We start from the raw sequence: 26,828 nt of genomic DNA, 5'->3' as shown, positions 1-26,828 counted from the left end.
GTATCACCAAACCATAAGACCGCGGCCGACGCCATCGGCGCCGGCTCGCAAGAAGCCCAAAAGTGCCGCCACGGCGACGGCTGCGACAAAACCATCCAGGCGATCCATTAGACCGCCGTGGCCAGGAATAATGTGACTTGAGTCCTTTACGCCAAACCGCCGCTTCACGGCGGATTCGAAGAGGTCGCCGAGCTGCGACACGGCCGAGAGGACCGCCGAAAGCAGCAATAAGGGCCCTGCCCTGCCCAGATCGAGCGCGGCAAAGCCGCCGGCCACCGCTAGGCTGGCGGCAAAACCGCCGACCGCACCCGCCCAAGTCTTCTTCGGGCTGACGCGCGGCCACAGTTTAGGCCCCCCAATGCCGCGGCCCGCAAAATAGCCGCCGCTGTCGGTCACCCACACGATCAGCAGCACGAAGATCAGGGCGGCGAATCCCTTCACGGGATCGAGACGCACCAGCACCGAGGCAATCTCGGCCGCCGCCGCATACAAAAATCCCGCCGCCGCCCAGTTTCGCCGCTCCGGCGCCATCGTTGCGACGGCGGCAAGCCCGGCCCCCAGCACGATCAGCGCGACATCGAGGCGATGCAGCGCAAGGCAGAGCCCGGCGACCGCAAACGCCGCGACACCCGGCACCGTCATACGCAACGCACCGGAAAGACCCACAATCGCGAGCCATTCCACGAACAGGCCGATGGCGGCAAGCGTCACCAAGACAGTCCAAAGCCAGCCGCCCGCATAGGCAATCGCAACCGCGAGCGGTATCAGCACCGCGGCCACGGCGACGCGCATCGCGAGATTGCGCTTGTCCGATCCGCTCGCTGCCGCCGGTGCGGCCTCGCCCTCGGTCACGATCCGGTTTTCGCGGCCAGACCGCCGAAACGGCGTTCCCGCCTGGCATATTCGGCAATCGCACTTTCCAGCGCCGCCTTGTCGAAATCCGGCCAGTGAATCGGCACGAATACGAGCTCGCTATAGGCCGCCTGCCACATCAGGAAATTCGACAGCCGCTGCTCGCCGCTGGTGCGAATGATCAGGTCGGGATCGGGAATATCGGGCGCATCGAGATAGCGGCCGAGCGTATCGGCGTCGATCGAGGCCGGATCGCGCTTGCCTTCGGCGACCTCGCGCGCCAGCCGCTGCGCGGCGCCGGCGATCTCCTGGCGCGATCCGTAGTTGAACGCGACCACGAGATTGAGCTTGGTGTTGTCCTTGGTCAGTTCTTCGGCTTCGTTCAAGAGCGCGCAGATATCCGCTTCCAGCCCTTCCCGCTCGCCGATCACACGCACGCGCACGCCATCGCTATGCAGTGTGGCCAGATCGTTGCGAATGAAGCGGCGGAGCAGGCCGAAGAGATCGCCGATTTCGGTCGCCGGCCGCGACCAGTTCTCGGAACTGAACGAGAAGATCGTGAGATAGCGTACGCCGAGTTCATGGGCGGCACGAACGACGCGGCGCAGCGCCTCGACGCCGCGGCGATGACCTTCGGCGCGCGGCAGACCGCGCGCTGCCGCCCAGCGCCCGTTTCCGTCCATGATGATCGCCACATGCAACGGAACGGAGCGATCCGGTCCTTCCGTGGCAGGGGCGGCGGCGTTCGGCATCATCAAAATTCCAGAGCCAGTCTTGACCGTTCCAGTCTCAACCCATGAAAGCTGTCATCAAACGGTGAGGATTTCCTTTTCCTTCGCCGCAAGCAACTGATCGATTTCGGCAATCGTTCCGTCGGTCGCCTTCTGCACGTCGTTGGCGAGCCGCTCCTGATCGTCCTCGGAAATCTCGTGATTCTTCTCGAGCTTCTTGACGATATCGAGCCCGTCGCGCCGGACATGGCGGACCGCGACCTTGGCAGCCTCGGCGTATTTATGCGCGACCTTCACCAGTTCCTTGCGCCGCTCGGTGTTGAGTTCCGGAATCCGCAGGCGCAGCACCTGTCCTTCGGTCGCGGGCGAAAGGCCGAGATTGGAATCGACGATCGCCTTCTCCACGGCCTTGACCATCGACTTGTCCCAGACCTGGACGGAGAGCAGGCGCGGCTCGGGCACGCTGACGGTCGCGAGCTGGTTGAGCGGCATGTGCGAGCCATAGGCCTCGACCTGCACCGGCTCCAGCATCGATGCCGACGCGCGGCCGGTCCGCAGGCCACCCAATTCGTGCTTGAGCGAGTTGGTGGCGCCTTGCATGCGGCGCTTCAATTCGTTGATGTCAAAACCGGGCGTGGGCATACGGCTCTCCCCTCCTTAGAAACCAGCCGCCGGCGTGTTGCTGCCTGCGGTCGAAACTGCGCCGGCCTATCAGCCGGCGACCACTGTGCCGTGGCCGGTCCCGCGCAGGATGGCGCCGATCGAAGCCGGCTCGGCGATCGAGAACACGATGATAGGCAGTGACGTCTCGCGGGCAAGCGCGAATGCGGTCGCATCCATCACCTTGTAGCCACCGGTGATCGCCTGCGAATGCGTCAGGCGATCAAAACGCTTGGCGGACGGGTCCTTTTTCGGATCGGCGCTGTAGACGCCGTCGACATTGGTGGCCTTGAGCACGGCCTCTGCCCCGATCTCGGCGGCCCGCAGCACTGCGGTAGTATCGGTGGTGAAAAACGGATTGCCGGTTCCGCCGCCGAGCAGCACGATACGCCCTTCGGCGAGATATTTGTGCGCTGCAGTGCGGGTGAACAGCTCGGAAATCTCGGGCATCACGAACGCCGACAAGGTCCGCGCCGGCGTCCCCTTGCGCTCGATGGCGGCTTCCAACGCCAGGCAGTTCATCACGGTCGCGAGCATGCCCATGGTGTCGCCGGTCGGGCGCGACACGCCGCGCGAGGATACTTCCACCCCGCGAACGATGTTGCCGCCGCCGATCACGACGGCGACCTCGACGCCGAGCTTCTGAGCCGCGATCAGATCGTCGGCGATGCGGTCGACGGTGGGCTGGTCGATACCGAAAGACTGGCTGCCTGCGAGATACTCGCCCGAGAGCTTGATCACGACGCGACGATAGACCGGGTCAGCCATTGCTTATCGCTTCCTTGTCCCGCGCAGGCGACTTCCGATGCATCGCACCGGAAGTCTGTGACCGCAGCGGTTACTTCTTGCCGCTGGCCGCCGCGACCTCGGCCGCGAAATCGGATTCCTGCTTTTCGATTCCCTCGCCGAGAGCATAGCGCACAAAGCCGGCAATCTTCACCGGTCCGCCGACCTTGCGCTCAGCTTCCTTCAGCGCCTGCGCCACCGACTTGCCGGTGTCGTGGATGAAGGCCTGATCGAGCAGGCAGACTTCCTTGTAGTAGGTCTTCAGGCCAGACTCGACGATCTTCTCGATCACATTCTCCGGCTTGCCCTGCTGGCGATACTTGTCGGCCAGCACGTCCTTTTCGCGCTTGACGGTCTCCGGGTCGAGACCGGCCGAATCCAGCGCCAGCGGATTGGTCGCGGCCACATGCATCGCGAGCTGACGGCCGAGCTGGGAGAGCTCATCGGTGTTGCCGGTGGACTCCAGCGCAACCAGCACGCCCATCTTGCCGGCGCCATCGATCACGGCGCCGTGGACGTAGCTCGACACCACGCCCTTACCGACCTCGAGCGAGGTGGCGCGGCGCAGCGACATGTTCTCGCCGATGGTGGCGATCGCATCATTGATCGCGACCTCGACCGTGGCATCGCCGATCTTGGCGGCCTTGATCGCTTCGACGTTTGCCGTGTGGTGCAGCGCGACCTGGGCGATCATCTTGACGAGGCCTTGGAACTGTTCGTTGCGCGCGACGAAGTCGGTCTCGGAGTTGACCTCGACCAGCACACCCTTGGTACCCGACGTCAGGGCGCCGATAAGGCCTTCAGCCGCGACGCGGCCGGCCTTCTTGGCAGCCTTCGACAGGCCCTTCTTGCGCAGCCAGTCCTGGGCGGCCTGCATGTCGCCGGAAGTTTCGGTAAGCGCGGCCTTGCAGTCCATCATGCCCGCGCCGGTCGACTCGCGCAGTTCCTTGACCATTGCCGCAGAGATCGTTGCCATCGTTGAATATCCTTCTTGCCTGTGAGCGGCGGGCCCGGCGCGCTTTGCGCCGTGCCGTCGTCAGCTCCAGGGAATGCTCAAGCCTTGAGGAACAGAACCGGCGGCCGGAAGATCCGGCCACGCGGCGTACCAATTATTCCGCTTCCGCGGTGAGCGCCTTGGCCTGGGCGACCCAGGCATCAGCCCGGCTCGGAAGACCAACCTCTTCGCCGATCTTGTGCGCGGTATCGTGGTCGAGCTCGGCGAGCTGCCAGTAGTGGAAGATGCCGAGGTCGTTGAGCTTCTTCTCGATCGTGCCGGACACGCCGGTGAGCTTCTTGAGGTTGTCGGCGGTGCCGCGCGGACCGGCCAGGCCCTGGAAGCCGGAGGTTTCGGCCGCGGCAATTTCCTCGCGAACCGGCTGAACCGCGGCGCCGATGTCGATGCCGGATTCGCCCTGCGCGCGCGAAATGCCGTCGATGGCGGCGCGGGCCACCAGGTCGCAATACAGCGAGATGGCGCGGCCGGCGTCGTCATTGCCCGGCACCACATAGGTGATGCCCTTGGGGTCGGAATTGGTGTCGACGATCGCGGCGACGGGAATGTTGAGCCGCTGCGCTTCCTGGATCGCGATGTCTTCCTTGTTGGTGTCGATCACGAAGATCATGTCGGGAAGACCGCCCATGTCCTTGATGCCACCGAGCGAGCGGTCGAGCTTGTCGCGTTCGCGCTGCAGCGTCAGCCGCTCCTTCTTGGTGTAGGAGTTGGCTTCACCCGACGACAGCACCTCATCGAGGTGACGCAGGCGCTTGATCGAGCCCGAAATCGTCTTCCAGTTGGTCAGCGTGCCGCCGAGCCAGCGCGAATTGACGAAATACTGCGCCGAGCGCTTGGCCGCTTCGGCGACGCCATCCTGCGCCTGGCGCTTGGTGCCGACGAACAGGATGCGGCCGCCCTTGGCCACGGTGTCCGAAACCGCCTTCAGCGCGTTGTGCAGCATCGGCACGGTCTGGGCCAGATCGATGATGTGGATGTTGTTGCGGGCACCGAAAATGTAATCCGCCATCTTCGGATTCCAGCGGTGCGATTGGTGACCAAAGTGCACGCCAGCTTCGAGCAGCTGACGCATAGAGAAATCGGGTAGCGCCATAGGTATAGTTCTCCGGTTGGTTCCTCCGGAAACGTGTGAGCAAACGAGCCTGACTGGCCCGGTTGCCACCGGACGGCCTTGAGAGCCATGTTTCCGTGTGAGATGGCGCGCTATATAGCCGGATTCCAGCCAGAAGCAAGGAAATACGGCTGAATTTTCCGCCACTGAGCCCTCCGATTTAGGGCCGTCTGGGCCAGATCCCGTGATCTGGCCCGTTAACGATCAGCACCGGGCCCCGGGCGGGCAACTCCTGGCCGGCGCGGCGCGGACCGCCGGTGGCGGTGCAGTCATCCGGGGCGGCGGGGCCGCCATATGCGGCGGTGGCGCTGGCGCGGCCATCCTCGGCGGAGGCGGCGCAGCCATCCGCGGGGCTGGCGGAGGTGCCGCCATACGCGGCGGCGGGGCCGCCATCCTGGGTGGCGGCGATGGCGAGGCCATCCTTGCCGGGGGCGGCGGTGGTGCAGCCATCCTGGGCGGGGGCGGAGCGACCCGCGCGGCCGGCGGCGGAGGCCTTGCCGCGACTGCCGCGGGCGGCGGCGCTCGCCGTATGTCGGGCGGCGGTTGAGGTCGCGGGGCAACGGCCGCGGCTGGCCGCGATGGCACGGCGGCGCTGGGCGGCGGGGCGCCTCTTGGTGACGGGCCAGCAGCCGGAGCCGTCGCGCCAATGGCGGGCCGTGCGCCGGTAACGCCGGGTGCCGGCGGTGGCGTGCCAGGCGCAGTCCTCGCGCTCGGATTGACGGCCGCACTGGGCTGTGGCGGCACGCCGGGCGCGGTCCTCGCGTTTGGATTGATCGCCGCGCTGCCTGGCGCAGGCGGCGCGCCCCTTGCGCCCGGCACCGGCAACGTATTGGTCCTCGGCAGGGACTGCGACGACGGCAGCGCGGCGGCCGGCGCGTTCGCCGGCTGCAGCGCGTTTGGCCGCCCCGCCTGCCCCGCCGGAGCGCCGGGCAAACCGGTTCTCACCGCAGGATTGATCGTGGCGCTCGGCGGCACCGGGGCCTTGCCCTGCTGGATCAGCGTCGCGCGCTGCGCGACAGCGGGCGGCAGGCTCGGCGTGACGCTTCCTTGCGCCGGCGCAATCGCAGGAGAGCCGGGACGTCCGGCTCTGTCGCCGGACCCAGCCGCGGGCGGTGGCGGCCCACGCCGGTTGATGACGCTGTCGATGGCGGCACGGTTGTGGATGTTGGCGAAGATCACGTTATTCGGCGGCGGCGCCACATAGCGCGGCGGCCTGACATAGACTGGGATCGGCACGAACACCGGCTGTGGCAGGATGAATAGCCCGATCGGCGGCGGCGGCGGCTCCAGCACCACGAAATCATCCGGCGGCGGCGGCAGATAGTAGACCGGCGCCGGCGGCGGCGGCACGAAGTCGAACTCGGGATCGCCGAACGCCAGCACCGGGCGATCGACATAGATGATCTCTTCCGGCGGCGGCGGCGGCACGTCGTAATCGAGGACGTCGAAGGTCGGCGGCGGCTCCAGTGGCGCAGTGAGGATGGCCAGGCGGCGGCGCGCGTCGGCGGCATGCGGCCCGCGCGGATAGCGCTGCAGGTACGACCAGTAGGCGTTCGGCGTGTCCGTGCGGTAGGTACGGCGCCATGTGATCGCCTCGCGCCGCGCCGCCGCAATCGCCCTCACCCGCTTGGACAGCGGATCGCTCGCATAGGCGCCGAGGAATTCCTCATAGCCCTGCAGCGTGTCACGCTCCAGCGCCGCGGCATAGGCGTCCTGCACGCCGAGATCGCGGATCGGCTTGTCCTTGACGGCGGCCGTCTGATCCGGCGCCGGGACGGGCGCATCGGGGGCACGCTCGAAGAAGGTGAAGCCGGCGTCGACTTTCTGGCTGTCCCAGGGCACCTGCGCGCCCTTGCTGGCTTCGTTGACGCGGAGCCTGAGGCGGTTGAAAACCTCTGGGAGCGGCAATCCGCCGGTGCGGATCATCTCGGCCAGCGACTGGGCGTAGATGCCGTACGGCCCCTGCTCGGCCGGTGCCACCGTACCGGGCGCGGCATTGAAGGCGATCAGCATGTGCGGATCGGCTTCGACCAAAGCAAGGCCGCTTGCGATCTGTCCATTGACGAAAGGCTGCTGCCGCGCCGCGTCCAGCACGACAATGCCGACCTTGAGCGGTAGCGAGGCCAGCTGGCGGATGTAGTCGCCGGTCCGCAGTGCCTCGATCGGCACGTCGGCCTCGCGGTTGATCGCGGAATCGACCGGCACGAAGTAGTTATCACCCGCCAGTTGCAGCCCGTAGCCGGCCAGATACACCATCGCGACGGTGTCCGGCCCCGAGCTCTCGGCCTTCTGGATGAAATCGCGAAAACTTCTGCGCAGCGTGTCGCCGTCGAGGTCGCGGGCGCCGATCACATCGAAGCCGGCCGCCTGCAAGGTCTGCGCGATCAGGCCGGCATCGTTCGCGGCAGTCGGGAGTGGCGATTTTGCGTAAGCGCCATTGCCGACCACCAGCGCAATGCGCTTCTCGGGTTGCTGCGCAGCGGCATCGTTCAGATGACCCGCCAGAAAGGACATCGTCACGAGACATGCCGAGACGATCGATAAACTTCTCGCTACCCACATGGGATTCCACCCTGTCGCCGCCCGCGCGTCATATGAAATGCGCGTAGCTGAACATTTCTTGAATAATTGCGCTCTCAACAAGGCACGGCAGCCGGCCTCCGTCCAGTTCCGGACAGAATTGGGCATTGTGGCGGCCACCCGGCAGGCGTATCGTTTGCCAATCGTGTTCGCCCGCATCGTGAGGCGACGGCGCGAGTTCCTCCCGGTGTGCGGACTGCCCATGCAATGGAGGAAATCGCATGACCGTTGCCCCGACCCTGCAGAAATACCTGGATCAGAGCGTCACCTACGAACTGATTCCTCACGCTCCCACCATGTCATCGACACGTACGGCCGAAGCCTGTCACGTGCCGGGCGACGCGCTTGCCAAGGCGGTCGTGCTGCGCCGTGACGGCGGCTACATGATGGCCGTGCTTCCCGCCTCCCATCACCTGCATATGTCCGCACTGAAGAGCCAGCTCGGACACAAGGTCGACCTGGCGAGCGAGAAGGAAATCGCCGAGCTGTTTGTCGACTGCGACATTGGAGCCATCCCGCCGATTGGCGAGTGCTACGGGCTCGACGTTATCGTCGACGACAGCATCGATGCTCGAGGCGATGTCTATATGGAAGGCGGCGATCACGCGACGTTGATCCGGGTGGACGGCGAAGAGTTCGCACGATTGACGGCGAAAGCCTGGCGCGGCCACTTCAGCTCGCATGATTGAGGGCGCGCGATCACGCCCGACGGCCCCGCGTCGACTTTGACGCGGGCGCCCTACCGCTGATCGGGGTTGCGTCGCTTCAATGATGCGCCGCGACGTTCTTCACGCATCCGGCCACCAAATCATTAGGTGCCAATCGGCCGACGTCACCCAAACTGATCATGCCGACCATTCGCTTGTTCTTGTTGATGACAGGCAGCCTGCGGACCTGCAGCGCCTCCATGTGATGGACGGCCTTGGCAAGGTCGTCGTCTTCCCGGCAGCAATGGATCCCGTCGGTCATGACATCGCGCGCCAAGGCGCGGTTGGCGTCAAACTTGCCGTTGGCAAGTCCTTTGCAGACGATGTCGCGGTCGGTGACCATGCCGACCAGCTTGTCGTCCTCGCCGATCGGGATGCAGCCGATGTCGTGCTCACGCATCAGCTTGGCAATTTCGCTAATGGGAGTATCGGGATTGACCCAGTCGACGCCCTTGTGCATTGCGTCTTTGACTTTCATGGCGGACCTCCGTCACTGCGATTTCAGGTGATACTCACGTGATGCAGCACAGCTTCCCCCTGGATGTGCGACTATACGACGGATCGGCTCTGGCCGGAATCGCAAAGGCAATGACAAGTTCTTGAAAAACAGCACGACGCGCGGACCGCATTGGCCCGCGCGCCGCACCATCCCCCTGCTCTCACCGATCAGAAGAAGCCGAGCTTCTTCGGACTGTAGCTGACCAGCAGGTTCTTGGTCTGCTGGTAGTGGTCAAGCATCATCTTGTGGGTCTCGCGGCCGACGCCCGATTGTTTGTAGCCACCGAACGCGGCGTGCGCCGGATAGGCGTGGTAGCAATTGGTCCAGACCCGGCCCGCCTGGATGGCGCGGCCGAACCGGTACAGCCGGCTGGCATCGCGGCTCCAGATACCGGCGCCAAGGCCGTAGAGCGTGTCGTTGGCGATCGCGAGCGCCTCGTCATCGTCCTTGAAGGTCGTGACCGAAACCACCGGTCCGAAGATCTCCTCCTGGAAGATGCGCATCTTGTTGTTGCCCTTGAACACCGTCGGCTTGACATAGAAGCCGCCGGCGAGATCGCCGGGCAGTTCGTTGCGCGCGCCGCCGGTCAGCACCTGCGCGCCCTCCTGGCGGCCGATGTCGATATAGGACAGGATCTTCTGCAACTGCTCGGACGACGCCTGCGCGCCGATCATCGTCGCCGGATCGAGCGGATCGCCCTGCACGATCGCCTCGACGCGCTTCAAGGCGCGCTCCATGAAGCGGTCGAAGATCGATTCATGGATCAGCGCGCGGCTCGGACAGGTGCAGACCTCGCCCTGGTTAAACGCGAACATCACGAAGCCTTCGATCGCCTTGTCGAAGAAATCGTCGTCCTCTGACGTGACATCCTTGAAGAAGATGTTGGGCGACTTGCCGCCGAGCTCGAGCGTCACCGGAATGAGGTTCGCGCTCGCGTACTGCATGATGAGGCGGCCGGTCGACGTCTCGCCGGTAAAGGCGATCTTGGAGATGCGCGGCGAGGATGCCAGCGGCTTGCCGGCCTCGAGGCCAAAGCCGTTGACGATGTTGAGCACGCCCGGCGGCAACAGGTCGCCGATCAGGCCGGCCCACAGCATGATCGCGGCCGGGGTCTGCTCGGCCGGCTTGAGCACGACACAGTTTCCGGCGGCCAGCGCCGGCGCGAGCTTCCAGCACGCCATCAGAAGCGGGAAATTCCAGGGAATGATCTGGCCGACGACGCCGAGCGGCTCATGGAAATGATAGGCGACGGTGTCATGATCGATTTCGGAGAGGCTGCCTTCCTGGGCGCGGATGGCGCCGGCGAAATAGCGGAAATGATCAATGGCGAGCGGCAGGTCGGCCGCAGTAGTCTCGCGGATCGGCTTGCCGTTGTCCCAGGTCTCCGCAAGCGCGAGCACATCGAGGTTTTCCTCCATGCGATCGGCAATGCGGTTCAGGATCAGCGCGCGTTCGGCGACGCTGCTGCGGCCCCAGGCCTCCTTGGCGGCATGCGCGGCATCGAGCGCGTCTTCGACGTCCCTCGCCTCGGAGCGTGCGATCTCGCACAGCAGCTGGCCGTTGACCGGCGAGTAATTCTCGAAGTAGCGGCCCGAGCGCGGCTCGGCCCATTTGCCGTTGATGAAATTCCCGTATCGCCGTTCGAACGGGGCCTTCGCAGTTCGTGAAAATTCGACCTTGTTCATGGCTGTTCCTCGCTATGGCGCCGCTGAATGGTGCTCGGGAAAAACCATGACGAAGGCGGGAATTATTGTCTGCCCGTTGAAACCGGATGGTCCGCGCGACTGTCGCAGAACTGCGACAGTCGAATAAGACAATCCTCAATGCGCGCGATGAAGCTCGAGACGGCGCAGCTTCCGGTGCAGGGTCGCGCGGCTGATGCCGAGCGCTTCGGCCGCGGCCGATACGTTGCCGTTGCTGCGCGCCAGCGCGCGCTGCACGGCGGCGCGCTCGGCCTGGTCGAGATCCCGCACCGGACTGGAGGTACCGCCGAGCAGGTCCGCCGCCGGCAGCGGCTTCTTCAGGAAATCCCTGCTGACCCCGAGCGCCAGACGCGCCGACCGCGTCGCGCCGATGACGAGGTCGTCGGCATCGACCGCAATCAGCCCGCCGCCACCGCGGTTGATGTCAGGTGCAAACAGGAAGCGGGCGTCCGGAAACGCCAGGCGGAAATTCTCCATCTCGATCCGCCGCGCGGCGTCACCGACAGCGACTGCGATGAGATTGACGAAGCCCTCGGTGAGGTCGGCGCGGCAGGAGGAGACGTCGAGCGCCGCGGCCAGCCTGCCCTCGTGATCATAGATCGGCGCCGACGTGCAGCTCAAAAGCGTGTTGCGCGCGTAGAAATGCTGGTCGCGATGAACCGTCAGCGCGCGTTGTTCGGCAATGCATGTTCCGATGCCGTTGGTGCCCTCGCACTCCTCGCTCCAGACCGTGCCGGTCCACAGCCCCCATGACTTGAACGTATCGTCGTCGCTAGCCGCGCCTCGCCGGTCGACCGGCACGCCGTTGCGGTCGGCAAGCAGCACGCAGCAGCCGACGCCGCCGACCGCCAGGAACAGCCGGTCGAGATTGGATTGAGCGGCGCGGACCAGCGGCTCGACCTGCTGGCGGGCCGATTCGAATTCGGCCCCGCTCAAGCGCCGCGGCAGGCTGCATTCGGCGGGATCGAGACGATGAAAATTGGATGAGCGGCGCCAAGACGCGACCATGGCCGACGTCGCGGCCGAGCCACGCGCCACCGTCGCCTGCACCTGATCGGCATGCTCCTTGGTGGTCTGCGCCACGCTTCTTCCTCCCGTACAGTATTATTATTCCGCCTGACGCGGTTGGCGAATTGATCCAGATCAAGCGCAGCCTTGACCGTCCCGCCGTCAAGAGCCCGCAACACTGAATGCGCCTGACGATCCTAACAGGTTCGGTTTGAATTCCCCTCAGGACCAAGGAAGTATATTGCTTCAATCGTCGCGAATAGAACGAATGACCCGCGTCGGATTTCCTCTGACAAAGGTATTCGCGGGAACGTCCCTGGTGACGACCGAACCTGCAGCGACGACGGAGTTTTCGGAAAGGCGGGAATCTTCCGGTCAGCTGGCGTCCGCCAACTGCAGATCGGCGAGTGTCGCTCTCGCCGCCGGCTCGTCCAGCGGAATGAGGTCGGCCGGTCCGGTGTTGTCGCTGCCCGACGTTACGACGGAGGCGACAACGGCGCCGGCCAATCCCGCGACGACGGTCGTGCCAGTGACGGCGTCATGCCGCGCGCTGGACTTGACGAGGAAGAAATAGGTCCGGCCGGGCGCGGTAGAGAAATCGCGCCGGCTCTCGCCTGGAAACATCAGTTCGGTCGCGGTGAGTTGATGCGGGCCTGCCGGGAGGTCGGCATAGGCGTAGGTGCCGACCAGCACCTTGCCCATCGGACTGCCATCCAGTCTCACCTCGCAGGCGCAAAGCGACATCGACAGGCCGTCGCGCTTTTGCTGGAGCACGACGACACGGGAATGCCCCGCCTTCGGCGGACCGATCTTTTGCGATATTGCCGCGTAATCCGTCCCGACCTTGGCGGTCATGCACCCCGACAACAGCAGTGCAGCCGACAGCAACGCAATTCCACGCCCCAACATGATGCCCCCAACACTTTCCCCGGAACGAACCTAGCTGGGCGCACTGTCAGGTTGCAACAGTATTTAGGGCGTCATTTGCGCGGTCAGCCGACAGCTGTGACTTTATAGCGTCTGTACGTCCACCACGCCGGCCACCGCCTTGATGGCACCTGCGATCTGCGGCGAGACCTTGAAGCGGCCTGGCAACTTCATTTCGACTTCGGTCTGCAGGTCGAGCATCATGACTAGCGAGACGTCGCCATCGGCGCCGCCGGATGGTGCCGGTGCGGGCTTTGGTGGCTGGCCCTTCGCCAGGCCGTTCGACGGCGTGATTTCCGGCATGTTGAGCCGTCTTGCGATGGATTCCAGCGGCTTGGTGTCGCGCACGAAAATCCGCAGGCCCTTTTGCGTCTTGGCGGCAGCATCATCCAGCGGCTCGGCGTGCAGCACCCGCGCCCGTACGTCCTCGCCCTGCAACTCGGCGCCGAGCTGCAGCAACACGGCCGCCCCCGGTTCCAGCACGTCGCGATATTGCGCGAGGCCTTCGGAGAACAGCACCGCCTCGAAATGCCCGGTCGGGTCCGACAGACCCATGATGCCCATCTTGTTGCCGGTCTTGGTGCGCCGTTCCATTCGCGACACCACGGTCGCCGCGACCTTGCCCGCGGTCGCGCCGGTCTTCACGGCGCGCGAAAATTCCGCCCAGGACTGCACGCGCAGCCGCTTCAACACGGTCGCATAATCGTCGAGCGGATGTCCCGACAGGAAGAATCCGACGGCGTCATACTCACGGCGGAGTTTTTCGGCCGGCAGCCACGGCTCGATCTGCGGCAGCATGATGGTCGGCGCATCCGCGGCATTGCCGAACATGTCGTTCTGGCCGATCGTCGCCGCTTCATGGCTGCGCTGGCAGGCGGCGAGAATGGCGTCGGCCCCGGCAAAGACGCGGGCGCGGTTGGATTCGAGCGTGTCGAAGGCGCCGGCGGCGGCGAGGCTCTCGATGATGCGCTTGTTGATGGCGCGCGGATTGACCCGCGCGGCGAAGTCGGCCAGCGAGGTGAACGCGCCCTTCTTGCGCTCCTCGACGATCTGATCGATTGCCTGCTGGCCGACGCCCTTCAACGCGGCCAGTGCATAATAGATGGTGTTCTCGCCGACCTCGAAGGTGGCGCCGGAGCGGTTGATGTTCGGCGCCTCGACCTTAATGCCGAGCCGCTGCGCCTCGGCACGAAATTCCGAGAGCTTGTCCGTGTTGTTCAGTTCGAGCGTCATCGACGCCGCCAAAAACTCCACCGGGTAATGCGCCTTCATGTAGGCGGTGTGGTAGGACACCAGCGCATAGGCCGCGGCGTGGCTCTTGTTGAAACCGTAGTCGGCGAACTTGGCGAGCAGTTCGAAGATGGTCTCGGCCTGCCCCTTCGGCACGCCGTTCTTCACCGCGCCGGCGACGAAGATGTCGCGCTGCTTGTCCATCTCGGCGCGGATCTTCTTGCCCATCGCGCGGCGCAGCAGGTCGGCGTCGCCGAGCGAGTAGCCCGACATCACCTGCGCGATCTGCATCACCTGTTCCTGGTAGATGATGACGCCGAAGGTCTCTTTTAGGATCGGCTCCAGCACCGGGTGCAGATATTCCGGCTCCTCGTCGCCGTGTTTGCGCGCGCAATAGGTCGGGATGTTGGCCATCGGGCCCGGGCGATAGAGCGCCACCAGCGCGATGATGTCCTCGAAACGGTCGGGGCGCATGTCGATCAGCGCGCGCCGCATGCCCTGGCTTTCCACCTGGAACACGCCGACGACATCGCCCCGCGCCAGCATCTGATAGCTCGGCGCGTCATCGATCGGCAGCGTCGCCAGATCGACATGAATGTCGCGCTGCCGGAGCAGTTTGCACGCGACGTCGAGCACGGTCAGCGTCTTCAGACCGAGGAAGTCGAACTTCACCAGCCCGGCCGGCTCGACCCATTTCATGTTGAACTGGGTCACTGGCATGTCGGATTTGGGATCGCGATAGAGCGGCACCAGTTCGCTCAACGGGCGATCGCCGATCACGATGCCGGCGGCGTGGGTCGAGGCGTGGCGGGTCAGGCCCTCGAGGCGCTGGGCGATGTCGAAGGCGCGCGCTACCACCGGGTCCTCGTCGCGGAACGCCTGCAGCTTGGGCTCGCCCTCGATCGCCTGCGCCAGCGTCACCGGCGCTGCAGGATTCTGCGGCACCAGTTTCGTCAGCTTGTCGACCTGGCCATAAGGCATCTGCAGCACGCGGCCGACGTCGCGCAGCACGCCACGCGCCTGCAACGTACCGAAGGTGATGATCTGCGCCACCTGATCGCGGCCGTAGCGCTGCTGCACATACTGGATCACCTCGCCGCGTCGATCCTGGCAGAAGTCGATGTCGAAGTCCGGCATCGAGACGCGTTCAGGATTGAGGAAGCGCTCGAACAGCAGGCCAAAGCGGATCGGATCGAGGTCGGTAATGGTGAGCGCCCACGCCACCAGCGAGCCTGCGCCGGAGCCGCGGCCCGGCCCGACCGGAATGCCCTGCGCCTTGGCCCATTTGATGAAGTCGGAGACGATCAGGAAGTAGCCCGCATATTTCATCCGCGCGATGACGTCGAGCTCGAAGGCGAGCCGCTTGTTGTAATCCTCCTCCGTCATGTTCGGCGACAGACCATGCACGCGCAGGCGCTCCGCGAGCCCTTCTTCCGCCTGACGCTTCAGCTCGGCGGCCTCGACCGCGGCGGCGTCCGAGCTTGATGCGGCACCGACGGTGAAGAACGGCAGGATCGGCTTGCGCGTCCTCGGGCGGAACGAGCAGCGCTCGGCGATCTCGACCGTCGAGGCCAGCGCCTCCGGAATGTCGGCGAACAATACCGCCATCTCGGCGCGGCTCTTGAAGCGGTGATCGGGCGTGAGCTGCTCGCGGTCGGTCTCGGCGATCAGCTTACCGCCGGCGATGCAGAGCAGCGCGTCATGGGCCTCGTAATCGTCGTTGGACGCGAAATATGGCTCGTTGGTCGCGACCAGCGGCAGGCCCCTGGCATAGGCGAGATCGATCAGGCCGCCCTCGACGCGGCGCTCCTTGTCGATGCCGTGGCGCTGCAGCTCGATATAGAGGCGATCGCCGAACAGGCTCGCGAGACGCTCACAACGCGCGGCGGCGAGCGCAGTGTGATCGGCCTGCAGCGCCAGCGAGATCGGCCCGTCGGGGCCGCCGGTCAGCGCGATCAGATCCTCGGCGTCGCCTTCCAGCCATTCGAGCTTGATGTGCGGCGATTGATGCACCGGCGTTTCCAGGAACGCCCGCGAATTCAGCCGCATCAGGCTGCGGTAGCCGCGCTCCTTGGCCGCCAGCAGCACGATTCGCGACGGCGCAGCAGCCAGCGTGCTGCGTGCATTCGGGTCCTGGTCGCCGAAATCGACCGCAAGCTCGCAGCCGACGATCGGCTGGATGCCGTAGCCGGCCATCTTGTCGGAGAATTCCAGCGCCCCGAACATGTTGTCGGTGTCGGTCAGCGCCAGCGCCGGCTGGCGATCGGCTTTCGCCAGCTCGCCGAGCTTGGCAATCTTGATGGAACCTTTCAGCAGCGAATAGGCCGAATGAACGTGAAGATGAACGAATCCGGCGCTGGACATGATCGCTGAACGGGCTCTTGCATCGTGGTGGGAAGCGATCACCGACGGCTGCCGCACGCCGACTCGCTATCCGCAATGGTGATGCCTCAGACCTGCCGAGTCCACGTCGGACGCGCCCTGCGCGCCCGCCATCCGGCTTTTCCCCAGCCCGGGCGCAGCGGCCCGGGCAAGATCCCATCAAAGCTGCGGAATCACCTGCGCCCAGACCGCGATCATTCCGACAAACAGCGCAATCGAGGCCAGCGCCGCCGCTTCTTCCACGAACATCCGCAACATGATCCGACTCCCTGACGAGATGAGAACATATGAAGAACAATGTTCCTTTTTCGTTCCTAGGAGTCAAGCGTCCTTTCGCAGCCGATCCTGCCACCCTTTGCCGTGTGGTTAACCGGCGGGCCGCAGGGCAACAAAAAAGCCCCGGGACATCGCCCCGGGGCTTCGTTGTTCTGAGTAGCGCGAGCTCAGTACCTCGAGATCGACGGGCCGCCGAACTTGTAGTTCACGCGGGCGGTGATGAGATCGACGTCCTGACGGATGCGGTCAGTGCCGAAGTAGGCGCCGGCCGGCGTGGTGAAGTTGTAGGTACGGTCCTGCATGAACAGGTGATTGTACTCGACGCCAACCGACCAGTTCGGCGCGAAGGCATATTCGAGGCCCGCCCCGATCGTGCCGCCCCAGCGGGTGTCGTCGCCGGTGACACCGATGGTCGCGCCTGCAAGGTTGGAGATGCGGTAGCTGTTCGAGGTCACCGCAGCACCGCCCTTGACGTAGAGCAGCACGTTGTTGACGGCATAGCCGACCTGACCGGTGAACAGGCCGAACGCATCGACGTTCGTGTGGTTGCGGGAGCCGGCGAACACCTGGCTCACATTGCTGCCCGAAAAGTCAGCCCAGTTGCCCTGAGCTTCAAGGCCGAACACGAAGGTGCCAGCCTGCCAGCGGTAACCGACCTGGCCGCCGACGGTGCCGCCGGTCGCGTCATGGGAGCCTTCGGGACCGAGCAAACCGGCCGGCGGAACCGAATCCCAGGAGTTGCGGCTGGAGCCGTAGCCGCCGTTCACGCCGATGTAGAAACCCGTCCAGTCATACACAGCCGCGACCATCGGCGGCGCCTTGGTGTAAGGACGCGCAGCGAGATCAGCAGCGACAGCCGGCGCAGCCGCGCCGAGCGCGATCAGACTGGCCGTAACAAGCAAAACCTTCTTCATTCTTATTCCCGTTCCTTTATTGACAGCCCCCAAGGCCGCGGCATGCTCATAGCATCGTCAGTTCGAATTGCTGTAACCTCGCTGCAACAACGCGCACCAAACGGCCCAACTGTGGACGCAACTTTGTGAACGCAAGTTAATGTTGTCTCACAGGCATTTTTTGAAACATTACGACGTAGCGCCTGCAAAAAGTTCCGTTTTGATATTACAGCAATTGACGAGGGGTGGAATCGGTTGACGAAGTTGCGCACGTGCGGCTTCCTCCGATCACGTGCAGCGCTGCCGCTGAGAAGGAGACAAGAAAAAATGCGTAGAGCTGTTCTGGCTGTTCTGACCGCAACCGGATTGGCCGCCATCGGCTCTGCGCCCGCCGAAGCCGTCGGCACCCGCTACCCGTTCTGCCTTCAGGGCGATGAATATCCGGCACTGAGCTATTGCACGTTCACAAGTTACGAGCAGTGTCAGGCGACCGCCTCTGGACGTTTCCTTCAGTGCATCGCCAATCCCTATTATGTCGGCGAAGATGGACCCCCGCCCGCCGGATATCGTCCGCTGCCGGGCCGCGCGCTTCCGCCGGCTCCGGGCTACGGCAGGTACTAGACCCTATCAAGATTTCGCGATCGCTTCCGCTGTCGCCGCCCAAAGGCATCAACGCGTGAACGTGATTTGACGCGGGCGTTGCCGCGTCGTCTGCTTGAAGACCGAAGATTGCAAGCGTTGCGGCAGAGCGGACCGCGGCTTCGATCGCATAGGAGCTTGTGATGCGCATTCTGGCTTTGGCAATTTTGGCGATCGGCGCAGCGTCGGTAGCCGCGCCGGCTCGGGCACAGACATACGATCCCAGCTACCCGGTTTGCCTGCATGTGTACGGCAAGGTCACCTACTACGAATGCCGCTACACCTCGCTGCCTCAATGCAACATGTCGGCGTCGGGCCGCGCGGCGCAATGCGTGGTCAATCCGTATTACGCGCAGGCCCAAGGGCCGTCGGCGCGCAAGCGGTATCGCAACGTCTACTGAGATTGCCGCTATTCGAGCTCGACGACCTGGCCGTCGACCAGCGACACGCGGCGGTCCATCCGGCCGGCCAGCTCCATGTTGTGGGTGGCGATCAGCATCGCCACCTGTGTGGCCTGCACCAGTTGCATCAGCGCCTTGAAGACATGATCGGCGGTATGCGGATCGAGATTGCCGGTCGGCTCGTCAGCCAGCAGCGCCCGCGGCGCATTGGCAACAGCACGCGCGATAGCGACGCGCTGCTGCTCGCCGCCGGAAAGTTCGGCCGGCCGATGTGAGATGCGATCGCTAAGCCCGAGATAGGCCAGTATCTCCTCCGAACGCTTGATCGTCTCGGAACGTTTGAGGCCGCGGATCATCTGCGGCAGCATGACGTTTTCGAGCGCCGTGAATTCCGGCAGCAGCCGGTGCGACTGATAGACGAAGCCGATGTCGTTGCGCCGGATCTGGGTGCGGTCGACGTCGGAGAGTTGCGACGTCGGCGTGCCCGCGACATAGACCTCGCCGTCGTCGGGGCTTTCGAGCAGGCCTGCGATATGCAGCAGCGTCGATTTGCCCGAGCCCGACGGCGCCACCAGCGCCACCGACTGCCCGGCCCACAGCGCCAGCTTGGCGCCGTTGAGGATGGTCAACGTCGCCTCACCCTGCCGGTACTCGCGTTTTATCTCGTGGAGATAGATAACCGGTACGTCTTCTGCCTCCTCGGCCATCACGTCCTCACTCGTACCGCAGCGCGTCGACGGGATCGAGGCGCGCGGCGCGCCAGGACGGATAGAGCGTCGCCAGGAACGACAGCGTCAGCGCCATGATCACGACCGCGGTGGTCTCGCCGAAATCGACCTCGGCGGGCAGCTTGGAGAGGAAATAGAGTTCCGGCGAGAACAGTTCGGTGTTCGTCATCCACGAAAGGAACTGCCGGATCGATTCGATGTTCAGGCAGATCAGCATGCCGACAAAGAAGCCGGTCAGCGTGCCGACCACGCCGATCGCGGCGCCCGTGATCAGGAAGATCCGCATGATCGAGCCCTGCGAGGCGCCCATGGTGCGTAGGATGGCGATGTCCTGGCCCTTGTCCTTCACCAGCATGATCAGGCCGGAGACGATGTTGAGCGCGGCAACCAGCACGATCATGGTCAAGATCAAAAACATCACGTTGCGCTCGACCTGGAGCGCGTTGAAGAAAGTCGAGTTGCGCTGCCGCCAGTCGACCAGGAACACCGGCCGTCCAGCCGCTTCGGTGACGAACTTGCGGAACGCGTCAATCCGATCCGGATTGGTGGTGAATACCTCGATCGCGGTGACGTCGTCCTTGCGGTTGAAATAGGCCTGCGATTCCGGCAGCGGCATGAACACGAAGCTCGCGTCATATTCGGACATGCCGATCTCGAACACTGCCGCCACCTTGTACGGCTTTATGCGCGGCGTGGTGCCCATTGGTGTCACGGCGCCCTTCGGCGCGACCAGCGTGATGGTGTCGCCGGCATGCAGCGACAATTGATCGGCGAGACGGCGTCCGATGATGACGCCCTGCCCTTCGTCAAAGCCCTCCATCGTGCCCTGCTTGATGTTCTTGGCGATCGAGGTGAGGTTGTTCAGGTCCGCCGAGCGCATGCCGCGCACCAGCACGCCGGCGGCGTTGAACGCGGACGACGCCAGCGCCTGGCCGTCCACCACCGGCGCGGCAAGCCGGATGCCGTCGACCGTACTGATGCGCTCGGCGACGTCCTTCCAGTCGGTCAGCGGTGATTCCAGCGGCTGCACCAGGAGGTGACCGTTCAGACCGAGGATCTTGTCCAGAAGTTCCTTGCGGAATCCGTTCATGACCGCCATCACGATGATCAGCGTGGCGACGCCGAGCATGATGCCGAGGAAGGAAAAACCGGCGATGACCGAGATGAATCCTTCCTTGCGGCGCGCCCGCAGGTAGCGCCCGGAAAGCAGCCACTCGAAGGGCGCAAAGGGCGGAGTTCGGGCTGTCTCGTTCATGGTCTCATCCATTACTCGATAATCCCATGATTCGGACCAAATGTGGCCTCATTGGCCAACATTACCACCACGGTGGATATCCTATCCCGCGATCTTCGCCACCGCTTCCGCCGGGCTGAGATTCTCGCGCGAGCCGTCGCTGCGCCGCTTGATCTCGAGCTTGCCCTCGGCGAGGCCCTTCGGACCGACCAGGATCTGCCAGGGGATGCCGATCAGGTCGGCGGCCGCGAACTTTGCGCCGGCGCGCTGATCGGTATCGTCATAGAGCACGTCGACGCCCTTGGCCTGCAGCTCGCGATAGAGCTTTTCGCAGGCGCCGTCGACCGCCGCATCGCCCTGCTTCAGATTGAGGATCACGGCAGTGAACGGCGCCACCGCTTCCGGCCATTTGATGCCGGCATCGTCATGGCAGGCTTCGATGATGGCACCGACCAGGCGCGAGACGCCGACGCCGTAGGAGCCGCCATGGATCGGCACCTCGACGCCATCAGGGCCGGCAACCAGCGCCTTCATCGCCTCGGAATATTTGGTGCCGAAATAGAAGATCTGGCCGACCTCGATGCCCCGTGTGTTGACGCGCCGCTCAGCGGGCACCTCGGTCTCGTAGCGCGCGGCATCGTGCACGTCCTCGGTCGCCGCATAGACCGACGTCCACTGCTTGATGATCGGTGTCAGATCGCCATCATAGTCGACATCGTCGGGCGGGATCGGCAAATCGAGCACGTTGCTGTCGCAATAAACGCCAGACTCGCCGGTCTCCGCGAGCACGATGAATTCATGGCTGAGATCGCCGCCGATCGGACCGGTCTCGGCCCGCATCGGAATCGCCTTCAATCCCATCCGCGCGAAAGTGCGCAAGTAAGCCACGAACATCTTGTTGTAGGCGCGCCGCGCCGCCGCCTCGTCGATGTCGAAGGAGTAAGCGTCCTTCATCAGGAATTCGCGGCCGCGCATCACACCGAAGCGCGGACGCTGCTCATCGCGGAACTTCCACTGGATGTGATAGAGGTTGAGCGGCAGGCTGCGGTAGGACTTGATGTAGGCGCGGAAGATCTCGGTGATCATTTCCTCGTTGGTCGGCCCATACAGCAATTCGCGCTTGTGGCGGTCGGCGATGCGCAGCATTTCCGGACCATAGGCGTCATAGCGCCCGCTCTCGCGCCAGAGATCGGCGAGTTGCAGCGTCGGCATCAACAGTTCCAGCGCGCCGGCGCGGTCCTGCTCCTCACGAACGATCTGCTCGATTTTCTTCAAGACTCGGAAGCCCAGCGGCAGCCAGGCGTAAATGCCGGCCGCTTCCTGCCGCATCATGCCCGCGCGCAGCATCAGACGATGCGAGACGATTTCCGCCTCTTTCGGATTCTCTTTCAGGATGGGCAGGAAAAACCGCGACAATCGCATGGGTCAACTCGAGGAATCAGTGGGCTAGGCAGAAGAAGGTGCAGTGAAACCGGATCGGGTGCGAAAATACAAGGCCGGGAGCTACGAAAAAGCCTCTGAAAACGAGGATTTGTAGCTCGTTCCATCGGTGAATTGTTAGTTTCGCAGTGTAGGCAAGCCGAGCAAGCCCACCATCTTAAGCCGCGCGCTCCGACGATGGATAGCGGGCGGCAGCGCGCCTGGGCTGCCGCCGCCTCCCTACTTCTTCATGCCGGAATGATCGTGCTTCATCCCGCCCGAGGGTGCCTGCGCGCCGACGCCCTGCACGTCGAGCGACAGCGCAACCTTGCCGGCCTTCTCGAATTCGAGCGTGAGCGGCACCTTGTCTCCCTGCTTCAGCGGCTGCTTGAGATCCATCAGCATCAGATGGTAGCCGCCCGGCGCGAGCTTGACGGTCTTGCCGGGCTCGATGGCGAGGCCCTTGTCGAGCGGCCGCATCGTCATCACGCCATTATTCATCGCCATCTCGTGGATCTCGACCTTGCCGACGATATCGGCGGAGCCGCCAATCAGCCGGTCCGGCGCGGCTCCCTTGTTCTCGATGGTGAGGAACCCTCCCGCAATCTTGGCGCCGCCGGGCGTCGCGCGGCTCCAGGCCTGCGTAATGACGAGGTCGCCGGCCTTGACTTCCTGCGCGTGCGCGGGCGTGCCAAACAGTGCCAACAGGACGGCAAAGGCGAAGAATTGCAGAATAGGTTTCATCGTAGGTCTTTCGATTGATGAAGTATGACCGGCACAGCGGGCGAACCGCCCGCTGCTGCATTAACTTGAGAACACAACGTTAAAATTCACAATAGCGGGAGCGCGGCCTTATTTGCCGGACACCGTTTGCTGGTCCAGCCATTTCTTCAGGTCCGGTATCTCCACCGAGCCCTCGATCGTGGTGACTGTTCCATCCCGCGCGATCAACAGCGTGCGGGGGATATCGCCCTGCCAGACCGGATCGATCTCGAACCGCAGGCGCTCGACAAAGCCGTCGCTGAAGATCCAGTTCTCCGCCGGGCCGAGCCCGGCCTTCTCCAGCATCGCACGGGTCGGGCCGTCCAGGTTCGGAACGAGATCGGCGCTGATCATGACGACATCGAGTTCGGAATGCTCCTTCATGAACTTCCCGAGCAGCGGCAGTTCGACCTTGCACGGGCCGCAGGTGACGCCCCAGAAGTGCACCAGCGTCGGCCGGCCGGCATGCGCGCGCAGCATTTCCTGCCAGCTCCCCCGCACGAACGGCTTGAGCGCAGGCGCAGACGGCGTCTCGGCCATCGACATTTCGCCGAGGCACGCAATGAGGAATATGAGAGCAAGGAGCAGACGTTTCATGATCCATCTCCAATCGGCAGCAGGCGATAACCGTCGGCCTTGGTCATCCAGGACAAGTAGGTTTTCTGTCCGTCGCTGACCAGCATCGGGTGGTCCGACGTATCCGTCGTAGTGGCGATTGTCGACGGCGTCGACCAACTCTTGCCCTCGTCATGCGAGGTCATGGCATTGACCACGGTCTTCTCGCCGTCGAATTCCTTCCAGACCACGGTGGTGCCGTGCGGGCCGGCCAGAACGTAAGGCCGCGTCGGATTGCGGTCGGCGCGGCCGAGCGGAATGGGATCGGAGAAGCTGCGGCCCTCATCCTGCGAGCGGGCATAGAACAGCCCCTTGCGCGCCTTGCCGCTGGTGAACCAGGTGACGTGGTAGGTACCGGCGGCCGAGATCGACAGGCTCGGGCCATGATGCGGGCATGCGGCGATCTGCCAGTCGTCATGGCTGACGCGGCGAACGTCGCCCCGCGTCGCCGGATCGGCAAACGTCATGACGGCATGATCGCGGATGCCGCCTTCAAAAATGTTGCGGAACACGATCACGGGACGGCCGGGCCCGGCGAAGGCCATGCCGAGCCGGCAGCATTCGCAGGTGTTATCCGCGGCCAGTTGTGTTTCGGAATAAGTCGCGCCGCCATCTTTCGATGAGGCAAAGAACACCCCCGCCCCTTCGTATTTCCTGCCCTCCTCGCCCGCCGGCACGCGGTTGCGCTTGTCGATCCAGGCTGCGAACACCGAACCATCGGTATCGAGGCCGAGCGCGACAAACCGCTGGCTCTCGTTATTCGCCGTGATCGGCGTCGGCTCGGCAAAGCTTTGACCTCCATCGGCCGACTTCGTCGCGAACACCTGGCCGTTGAACGCCTTGTCCCGGAAAGTTGAAAACGCCAGCGCGATGCCACCGTTTTTGTCGGGGACAATTTGCGGCCGCGCGTCCGGCCCCCAATCGAGGGTGTACTTTTTCTTCGTCACCCCAACCGGTGCCGAAAAGCTGCGTCCCTGATCCTTCGAACTCGCCACCGAGATGTGCCCGCCCGCCATAAAGGCGAGCCATAGCGTTCCGTCAGGTGCAAAGGCCGGCGTGACCTTCGACGCGCAGCGCAGCGCCGTCTCCTCGCACGCCGTTTCCGAGGCATGCTGGTGATGACTCATCTGCGCATGCGCTACGGTCTGGCAAAGCGTGAAAGCGAGCGTTGCGAGAAGGCTCATTCGTAGCATGGCTTTACTCCTTCTGCAGGGTTTTCCAGTCATTTGAACGCCAGCTTCATTCCGGCGATGAAGGCGCGCGGCGAGCCGGCGTAGATCGAGCCGGTCGTACCCGCCAATGAGCCCGCTCCGTCCTGGATGCCGGTCGCTTGCACCGTGTTCGCGATGTTGTTCGCCGAAGCCACATACGTCCGGTCGAACACGTTTCTGACTTCGAAAAAGACACTCATCGACTTGAGGTAGTCGGACTGCAGGTCCGTCTTGTAGTGAACGTTGAAATTGACCAGTTCGTAGCCGGGCGCCTTCAGCAGATTGGCGTTGTCCATGTAGAACGAGTCTTTCCACTGCACTTCGACAAACGCGCCAAGGCCTGACAAGGGACCCCACATCTGGTCATAGCCGAGCCGCGCCGTCAGCTCATGCGGCGAGATGCCGGGAATCTTGTTGCCTACGCGATTGAAGTTGAAGGCCGCCCCACCTGCGCCGGCAACACGCAGCGTTTCCGTATAATCGGTGTAGTATTGATCGAGATAGGTATACGCGGCCGTGAACCGCCAGCCGGGATAGAACTTCCAGTCAGCAGCCAGTTCGACCCCGCGATGTTCCGACTTGGGAGCGTTGAAGGTGAAGCTTGCATTGGGTGCGCCGGCAGGCGTTGCCTGGGTTACGAGTTCGTCCCTGAAGAACTCGTAGAAGCCGGTCACGCTGAACTTCAGCGCACTGTTCGGCGTCCAGTCGAAGCCGAGATCGTAGCCAAGGTTCTTTTGCGCCTTCAGTTGCGTGTTGTTGCCGCTATTCCCCTGCGCATCGACAAAGAGGTTGCCGACCTGCGGCGTGCCATAGCCGGTGGCGACGCGCGCGCGCAACAGCCACTCCGGATTGAGCTTGTAGAGCAAGGCCAGCTCCGGCGCAGTGTTCTGGAACTGCCTGTCGGCAGACACCAGTTTCGGTATCGCGGTGGGGACGTCAATTGTGGGGTAGCTATAGGAGGTATTGATCCCCTTCAAGATGGTCGTTTCCCAACCGATGCCGGCGACCGCCGTCAGATTCGGCGCGAGCTTGAGTTCTTCACGCGCGCGAACACCGTAGTTGCTGGTGGAGCTCCAGGTGTTGCTCTGCAGAAGGCCGAGCTTCGCATTGCCTCCCGGCATGACGTTGCGCGTGTCGCTCGACGCCGTCAGCGTGTTGTAGAAGGCGCCGAAATACGTCGTCGATTCCAAGCCGAAGAGTTCGCCCCGCTTGGTCACGTCGCTCATGTAGTTGTAGGACGGAAAATCGCCGATTGAGCTCGTGGTGCCCGTGGGCTGGTTGATGTTGCGGTCGTCGAACACGAACTGGTTGCGCCAGGTGGTCGTATTGTCGAAGTCGTGCTCCCAGCGGCCGCCGACGATGGTGCGTCGGTCCTCGCGGCCGAGCCCGGCCTGCATAGCGGTGAGCGGCGTCCTGGTCCCGTTGAAGCCGTTGTTGAAGAGTGAAACCGTTCCGCAGCCGGCGACACCGGCCATGTCACAACCCTGCTGGAACGGGTTCTGATAATACTGGTTAAGCGACAGCCGGATCGGCAGCCTCGTATCGAGATTGTTGTTGATGAATTTGACGGTGAAGCGGTCATCGGGCGTCGCATGCAGCGTGCCGAGGAAATTCACGGTCTGGGTGTTGAACCAGCTATTGCCGATAAAGCCATCGCTGCGCGCGTCGCTGGCGAACAGCGAATATTCGAAATTGCCGACTTGCTTGCCGGCGGCAAGGTAGTTGTTGAGGTAGCCGAATTTGCCGCCCTCGACGCCGTATTCGACCCCGTCGATGCTGCGGCCCGGACGGGTGCGGAAATTGAGCGCGCCGCCGGTGGCATAATTGCCGAACAGCGCCGACGACGGGCCGCGGATGACGTCGATCGCGCCATAGGCCTTGGGATCAATCAGATCGCTGCGGGACAGCCCGTCAGGCTGGGTGACCGGAAATCCGTCGTCGAAGATCACGAGGTTGCGGATGCCAAAGCCGTTGCGGGCGTTGGAGCCGCGGATCGAGATGCCGATGTCGCGCGGGCCGTTGCCCTGCTTCAGCGAGATACCCGGGCTCTCGCGCAGCACGTCGGCCACGGAGAATGCCGGGCGGTTGTCGAACTGGCTGCGGTCGATGGTCGTCCCGGTCTGACCGTTGGGCGCCTGGAACAGCAGCGCGCGCGCCACGCTCGGCGTAATGCCCGCGGTCAGCGACGCCGCGGGCGTGGGGTTGACCGAGGGCGGCCTCACCTGCATTCGGGCAGCGGCTCGCACGGCGGGCTTGCGGGCCGCAGGTCTGGCGGCCGCGGCGCGCGGCGCGTCGACGGTCACCGCCGGCAGTGCCGTCTGTGCAAGCGCGTTCGATGGCATGAGGGATAGCGCACTGCCGAGCACGAGCAGGCTCGCACTTCCCAAGGCACGATGGGGGTACATAAGACATTCCTGACGCCAGCTCTGTGGCCGGCTTGATTCAACTGAACGAACTGGCAC

General features: G+C 64.0%; 23 protein-coding genes. 3 read left to right on the top strand and 20 right to left on the bottom strand.

From position 1 onward, the window contains the following. Nucleotides 1–3 precede the first annotated feature (3 nt). The 7 genes from RX331_RS17840 to RX331_RS17810 form a co-directional block, all read right to left on the bottom strand. Entirely contained in the window at nt 4–852 is an 849-nt protein-coding gene (locus RX331_RS17840; protein WP_317257758.1) for a phosphatidate cytidylyltransferase, read from the bottom strand. Next, nucleotides 849–1,604: an isoprenyl transferase gene (locus tag RX331_RS17835; protein ID WP_317257757.1), complete on the bottom strand. Its 756-nt coding sequence runs from the start codon at nt 1,602–1,604 to the stop codon at nt 849–851. Before RX331_RS17835 ends, RX331_RS17840 begins: the two co-directional genes overlap by 4 nt. 57 nt (nt 1,605–1,661) lie before the next feature. After that, a complete protein-coding gene (gene frr / locus RX331_RS17830; RefSeq protein ID WP_317257756.1) occupies nt 1,662–2,225 on the bottom strand; it encodes a ribosome recycling factor in 564 nt (187 codons plus the stop codon). Nucleotides 2,226–2,294: 69 nt separating this feature from the next. Further along, nucleotides 2,295–3,011, bottom strand: coding sequence for a UMP kinase (gene pyrH / locus RX331_RS17825; protein ID WP_317257755.1), 717 nt, complete (start codon nt 3,009–3,011; stop codon nt 2,295–2,297). 70 nt (nt 3,012–3,081) lie between these two features. Next, nucleotides 3,082–4,005, bottom strand: coding sequence for a translation elongation factor Ts (gene tsf, locus RX331_RS17820; RefSeq protein ID WP_317257754.1), 924 nt, complete (start codon nt 4,003–4,005; stop codon nt 3,082–3,084). Between the two features lie 133 nt (nt 4,006–4,138). Next, nucleotides 4,139–5,134: a 30S ribosomal protein S2 gene (locus RX331_RS17815; RefSeq protein ID WP_317257753.1), complete on the bottom strand. Its 996-nt coding sequence runs from the start codon at nt 5,132–5,134 to the stop codon at nt 4,139–4,141. Nucleotides 5,135–5,356: 222 nt separating this feature from the next. Next, a complete protein-coding gene (locus RX331_RS17810; protein ID WP_410708235.1) occupies nt 5,357–7,714 on the bottom strand; it encodes a caspase family protein in 2,358 nt (785 codons plus the stop codon). A 239-nt stretch (nt 7,715–7,953) separates the two neighbouring features. Between RX331_RS17810 and RX331_RS17805 the strand changes: the two genes are divergently transcribed. After that, a complete protein-coding gene (locus tag RX331_RS17805) occupies nt 7,954–8,421 on the top strand; it encodes a YbaK/EbsC family protein (RefSeq protein ID WP_317257752.1) in 468 nt (155 codons plus the stop codon). Between the two features lie 76 nt (nt 8,422–8,497). Here RX331_RS17805 and RX331_RS17800 read toward each other — a convergent pair whose 3' ends face one another. The 6 genes from RX331_RS17800 to RX331_RS17775 all read right to left on the bottom strand — a co-directional run bounded on the left by RX331_RS17800 (nt 8,498) and on the right by RX331_RS17775 (nt 17,378). Then, entirely contained in the window at nt 8,498–8,917 is a 420-nt protein-coding gene (locus RX331_RS17800) for a CBS domain-containing protein (RefSeq protein ID WP_317257751.1), read from the bottom strand. Between the two features lie 188 nt (nt 8,918–9,105). Continuing rightward, complete coding sequence (gene adh / locus RX331_RS17795) at nt 9,106–10,623, bottom strand: aldehyde dehydrogenase (protein ID WP_317257750.1); 1,518 nt, start codon at nt 10,621–10,623, stop codon at nt 9,106–9,108. A 135-nt stretch (nt 10,624–10,758) separates the two neighbouring features. Beyond that, the gene (locus RX331_RS17790; protein ID WP_317257749.1) at nt 10,759–11,724 is read right to left on the bottom strand and encodes a helix-turn-helix domain-containing protein; all 966 of its coding nucleotides are present in this window, start codon (nt 11,722–11,724) and stop codon (nt 10,759–10,761) included. 300 nt (nt 11,725–12,024) lie between these two features. Continuing rightward, the gene (locus RX331_RS17785) at nt 12,025–12,558 is read right to left on the bottom strand and encodes a DUF2846 domain-containing protein (protein ID WP_317257748.1); all 534 of its coding nucleotides are present in this window, start codon (nt 12,556–12,558) and stop codon (nt 12,025–12,027) included. Between the two features lie 102 nt (nt 12,559–12,660). Beyond that, nucleotides 12,661–16,170 carry a DNA polymerase III subunit alpha gene (dnaE, locus tag RX331_RS17780; protein ID WP_317257747.1) on the bottom strand — a complete coding sequence of 1,170 codons (3,510 nt, stop codon included), beginning with the start codon at nt 16,168–16,170 and terminating at the stop codon, nt 12,661–12,663. 461 nt (nt 16,171–16,631) lie between these two features. Next, nucleotides 16,632–17,378 carry an outer membrane protein gene (locus tag RX331_RS17775; RefSeq protein ID WP_317257746.1) on the bottom strand — a complete coding sequence of 249 codons (747 nt, stop codon included), beginning with the start codon at nt 17,376–17,378 and terminating at the stop codon, nt 16,632–16,634. Between the two features lie 306 nt (nt 17,379–17,684). On the opposite strand from RX331_RS17775, the gene RX331_RS17770 reads away from it, so the two are divergent. Together RX331_RS17770 and RX331_RS17765 are read left to right on the top strand one after the other, a co-directional pair. After that, entirely contained in the window at nt 17,685–17,978 is a 294-nt protein-coding gene (locus tag RX331_RS17770; RefSeq protein WP_317257745.1) for a DUF3551 domain-containing protein, read from the top strand. A gap of 161 nt (nt 17,979–18,139) precedes the next feature. Then, nucleotides 18,140–18,397, top strand: coding sequence for a DUF3551 domain-containing protein (locus RX331_RS17765; protein WP_317257744.1), 258 nt, complete (start codon nt 18,140–18,142; stop codon nt 18,395–18,397). Between the two features lie 8 nt (nt 18,398–18,405). Here RX331_RS17765 and RX331_RS17760 read toward each other — a convergent pair whose 3' ends face one another. The 7 genes from RX331_RS17760 to RX331_RS17730 all read right to left on the bottom strand — a co-directional run bounded on the left by RX331_RS17760 (nt 18,406) and on the right by RX331_RS17730 (nt 26,771). Then, nucleotides 18,406–19,104, bottom strand: coding sequence for an ABC transporter ATP-binding protein (locus RX331_RS17760; protein WP_317257743.1), 699 nt, complete (start codon nt 19,102–19,104; stop codon nt 18,406–18,408). A gap of 7 nt (nt 19,105–19,111) precedes the next feature. Beyond that, on the bottom strand, nt 19,112–20,392 hold the full coding sequence (locus RX331_RS17755) for a lipoprotein-releasing ABC transporter permease subunit (protein WP_317257742.1): 1,281 nt from the start codon (nt 20,390–20,392) through the stop codon (nt 19,112–19,114). Between the two features lie 69 nt (nt 20,393–20,461). After that, nucleotides 20,462–21,781: a proline--tRNA ligase gene (gene proS, locus RX331_RS17750; protein ID WP_317257741.1), complete on the bottom strand. Its 1,320-nt coding sequence runs from the start codon at nt 21,779–21,781 to the stop codon at nt 20,462–20,464. 237 nt (nt 21,782–22,018) lie between these two features. Next, a complete protein-coding gene (locus tag RX331_RS17745; RefSeq protein WP_317257740.1) occupies nt 22,019–22,522 on the bottom strand; it encodes a copper chaperone PCu(A)C in 504 nt (167 codons plus the stop codon). Nucleotides 22,523–22,630: 108 nt separating this feature from the next. After that, entirely contained in the window at nt 22,631–23,137 is a 507-nt protein-coding gene (locus tag RX331_RS17740) for a TlpA disulfide reductase family protein (RefSeq protein ID WP_317257739.1), read from the bottom strand. Beyond that, entirely contained in the window at nt 23,134–24,348 is a 1,215-nt protein-coding gene (locus tag RX331_RS17735; protein WP_317257738.1) for a sialidase family protein, read from the bottom strand. The genes RX331_RS17740 and RX331_RS17735 overlap by 4 nt, the downstream gene beginning before the upstream one ends. A 29-nt stretch (nt 24,349–24,377) precedes the next feature. Then, a complete protein-coding gene (locus tag RX331_RS17730; RefSeq protein WP_317257737.1) occupies nt 24,378–26,771 on the bottom strand; it encodes a TonB-dependent receptor in 2,394 nt (797 codons plus the stop codon). Nucleotides 26,772–26,828: the final 57 nt, after the last annotated feature.

The sequence above is a fragment of the Bradyrhizobium sp. BWA-3-5 genome, assembly GCF_032917985.1.
Classification (GTDB): Bacteria; Pseudomonadota; Alphaproteobacteria; order Rhizobiales; family Xanthobacteraceae; genus Bradyrhizobium.
This window is presented reverse-complemented; position numbering and strand designations above follow the sequence as displayed.

Coding starts and splice junctions, on each gene's coding strand:
- RX331_RS17755 (WP_317257742.1), bottom strand. CDS start 20,392: ATGGATGAGACCATGAACGAGACAGCCCGAACTCCGCCCTTTGCGCCC.
- RX331_RS17770 (WP_317257745.1), top strand. CDS start 17,685: ATGCGTAGAGCTGTTCTGGCTGTTCTGACCGCAACCGGATTGGCCGCC.
- RX331_RS17785 (WP_317257748.1), bottom strand. CDS start 12,558: ATGTTGGGGCGTGGAATTGCGTTGCTGTCGGCTGCACTGCTGTTGTCG.
- RX331_RS17765 (WP_317257744.1), top strand. CDS start 18,140: ATGCGCATTCTGGCTTTGGCAATTTTGGCGATCGGCGCAGCGTCGGTA.
- RX331_RS17805 (WP_317257752.1), top strand. CDS start 7,954: ATGACCGTTGCCCCGACCCTGCAGAAATACCTGGATCAGAGCGTCACC.
- RX331_RS17740 (WP_317257739.1), bottom strand. CDS start 23,137: ATGAAACGTCTGCTCCTTGCTCTCATATTCCTCATTGCGTGCCTCGGC.
- RX331_RS17775 (WP_317257746.1), bottom strand. CDS start 17,378: ATGAAGAAGGTTTTGCTTGTTACGGCCAGTCTGATCGCGCTCGGCGCG.
- RX331_RS17810 (WP_410708235.1), bottom strand. CDS start 7,714: ATGTGGGTAGCGAGAAGTTTATCGATCGTCTCGGCATGTCTCGTGACG.
- pyrH (WP_317257755.1), bottom strand. CDS start 3,011: ATGGCTGACCCGGTCTATCGTCGCGTCGTGATCAAGCTCTCGGGCGAG.
- tsf (WP_317257754.1), bottom strand. CDS start 4,005: ATGGCAACGATCTCTGCGGCAATGGTCAAGGAACTGCGCGAGTCGACC.
- RX331_RS17800 (WP_317257751.1), bottom strand. CDS start 8,917: ATGAAAGTCAAAGACGCAATGCACAAGGGCGTCGACTGGGTCAATCCC.
- dnaE (WP_317257747.1), bottom strand. CDS start 16,170: ATGTCCAGCGCCGGATTCGTTCATCTTCACGTTCATTCGGCCTATTCG.
- RX331_RS17835 (WP_317257757.1), bottom strand. CDS start 1,604: ATGCCGAACGCCGCCGCCCCTGCCACGGAAGGACCGGATCGCTCCGTT.
- RX331_RS17745 (WP_317257740.1), bottom strand. CDS start 22,522: ATGAAACCTATTCTGCAATTCTTCGCCTTTGCCGTCCTGTTGGCACTG.
- RX331_RS17735 (WP_317257738.1), bottom strand. CDS start 24,348: ATGCTACGAATGAGCCTTCTCGCAACGCTCGCTTTCACGCTTTGCCAG.
- RX331_RS17815 (WP_317257753.1), bottom strand. CDS start 5,134: ATGGCGCTACCCGATTTCTCTATGCGTCAGCTGCTCGAAGCTGGCGTG.
- RX331_RS17730 (WP_317257737.1), bottom strand. CDS start 26,771: ATGTACCCCCATCGTGCCTTGGGAAGTGCGAGCCTGCTCGTGCTCGGC.
- adh (WP_317257750.1), bottom strand. CDS start 10,623: ATGAACAAGGTCGAATTTTCACGAACTGCGAAGGCCCCGTTCGAACGG.
- RX331_RS17760 (WP_317257743.1), bottom strand. CDS start 19,104: ATGGCCGAGGAGGCAGAAGACGTACCGGTTATCTATCTCCACGAGATA.
- frr (WP_317257756.1), bottom strand. CDS start 2,225: ATGCCCACGCCCGGTTTTGACATCAACGAATTGAAGCGCCGCATGCAA.
- proS (WP_317257741.1), bottom strand. CDS start 21,781: ATGCGATTGTCGCGGTTTTTCCTGCCCATCCTGAAAGAGAATCCGAAA.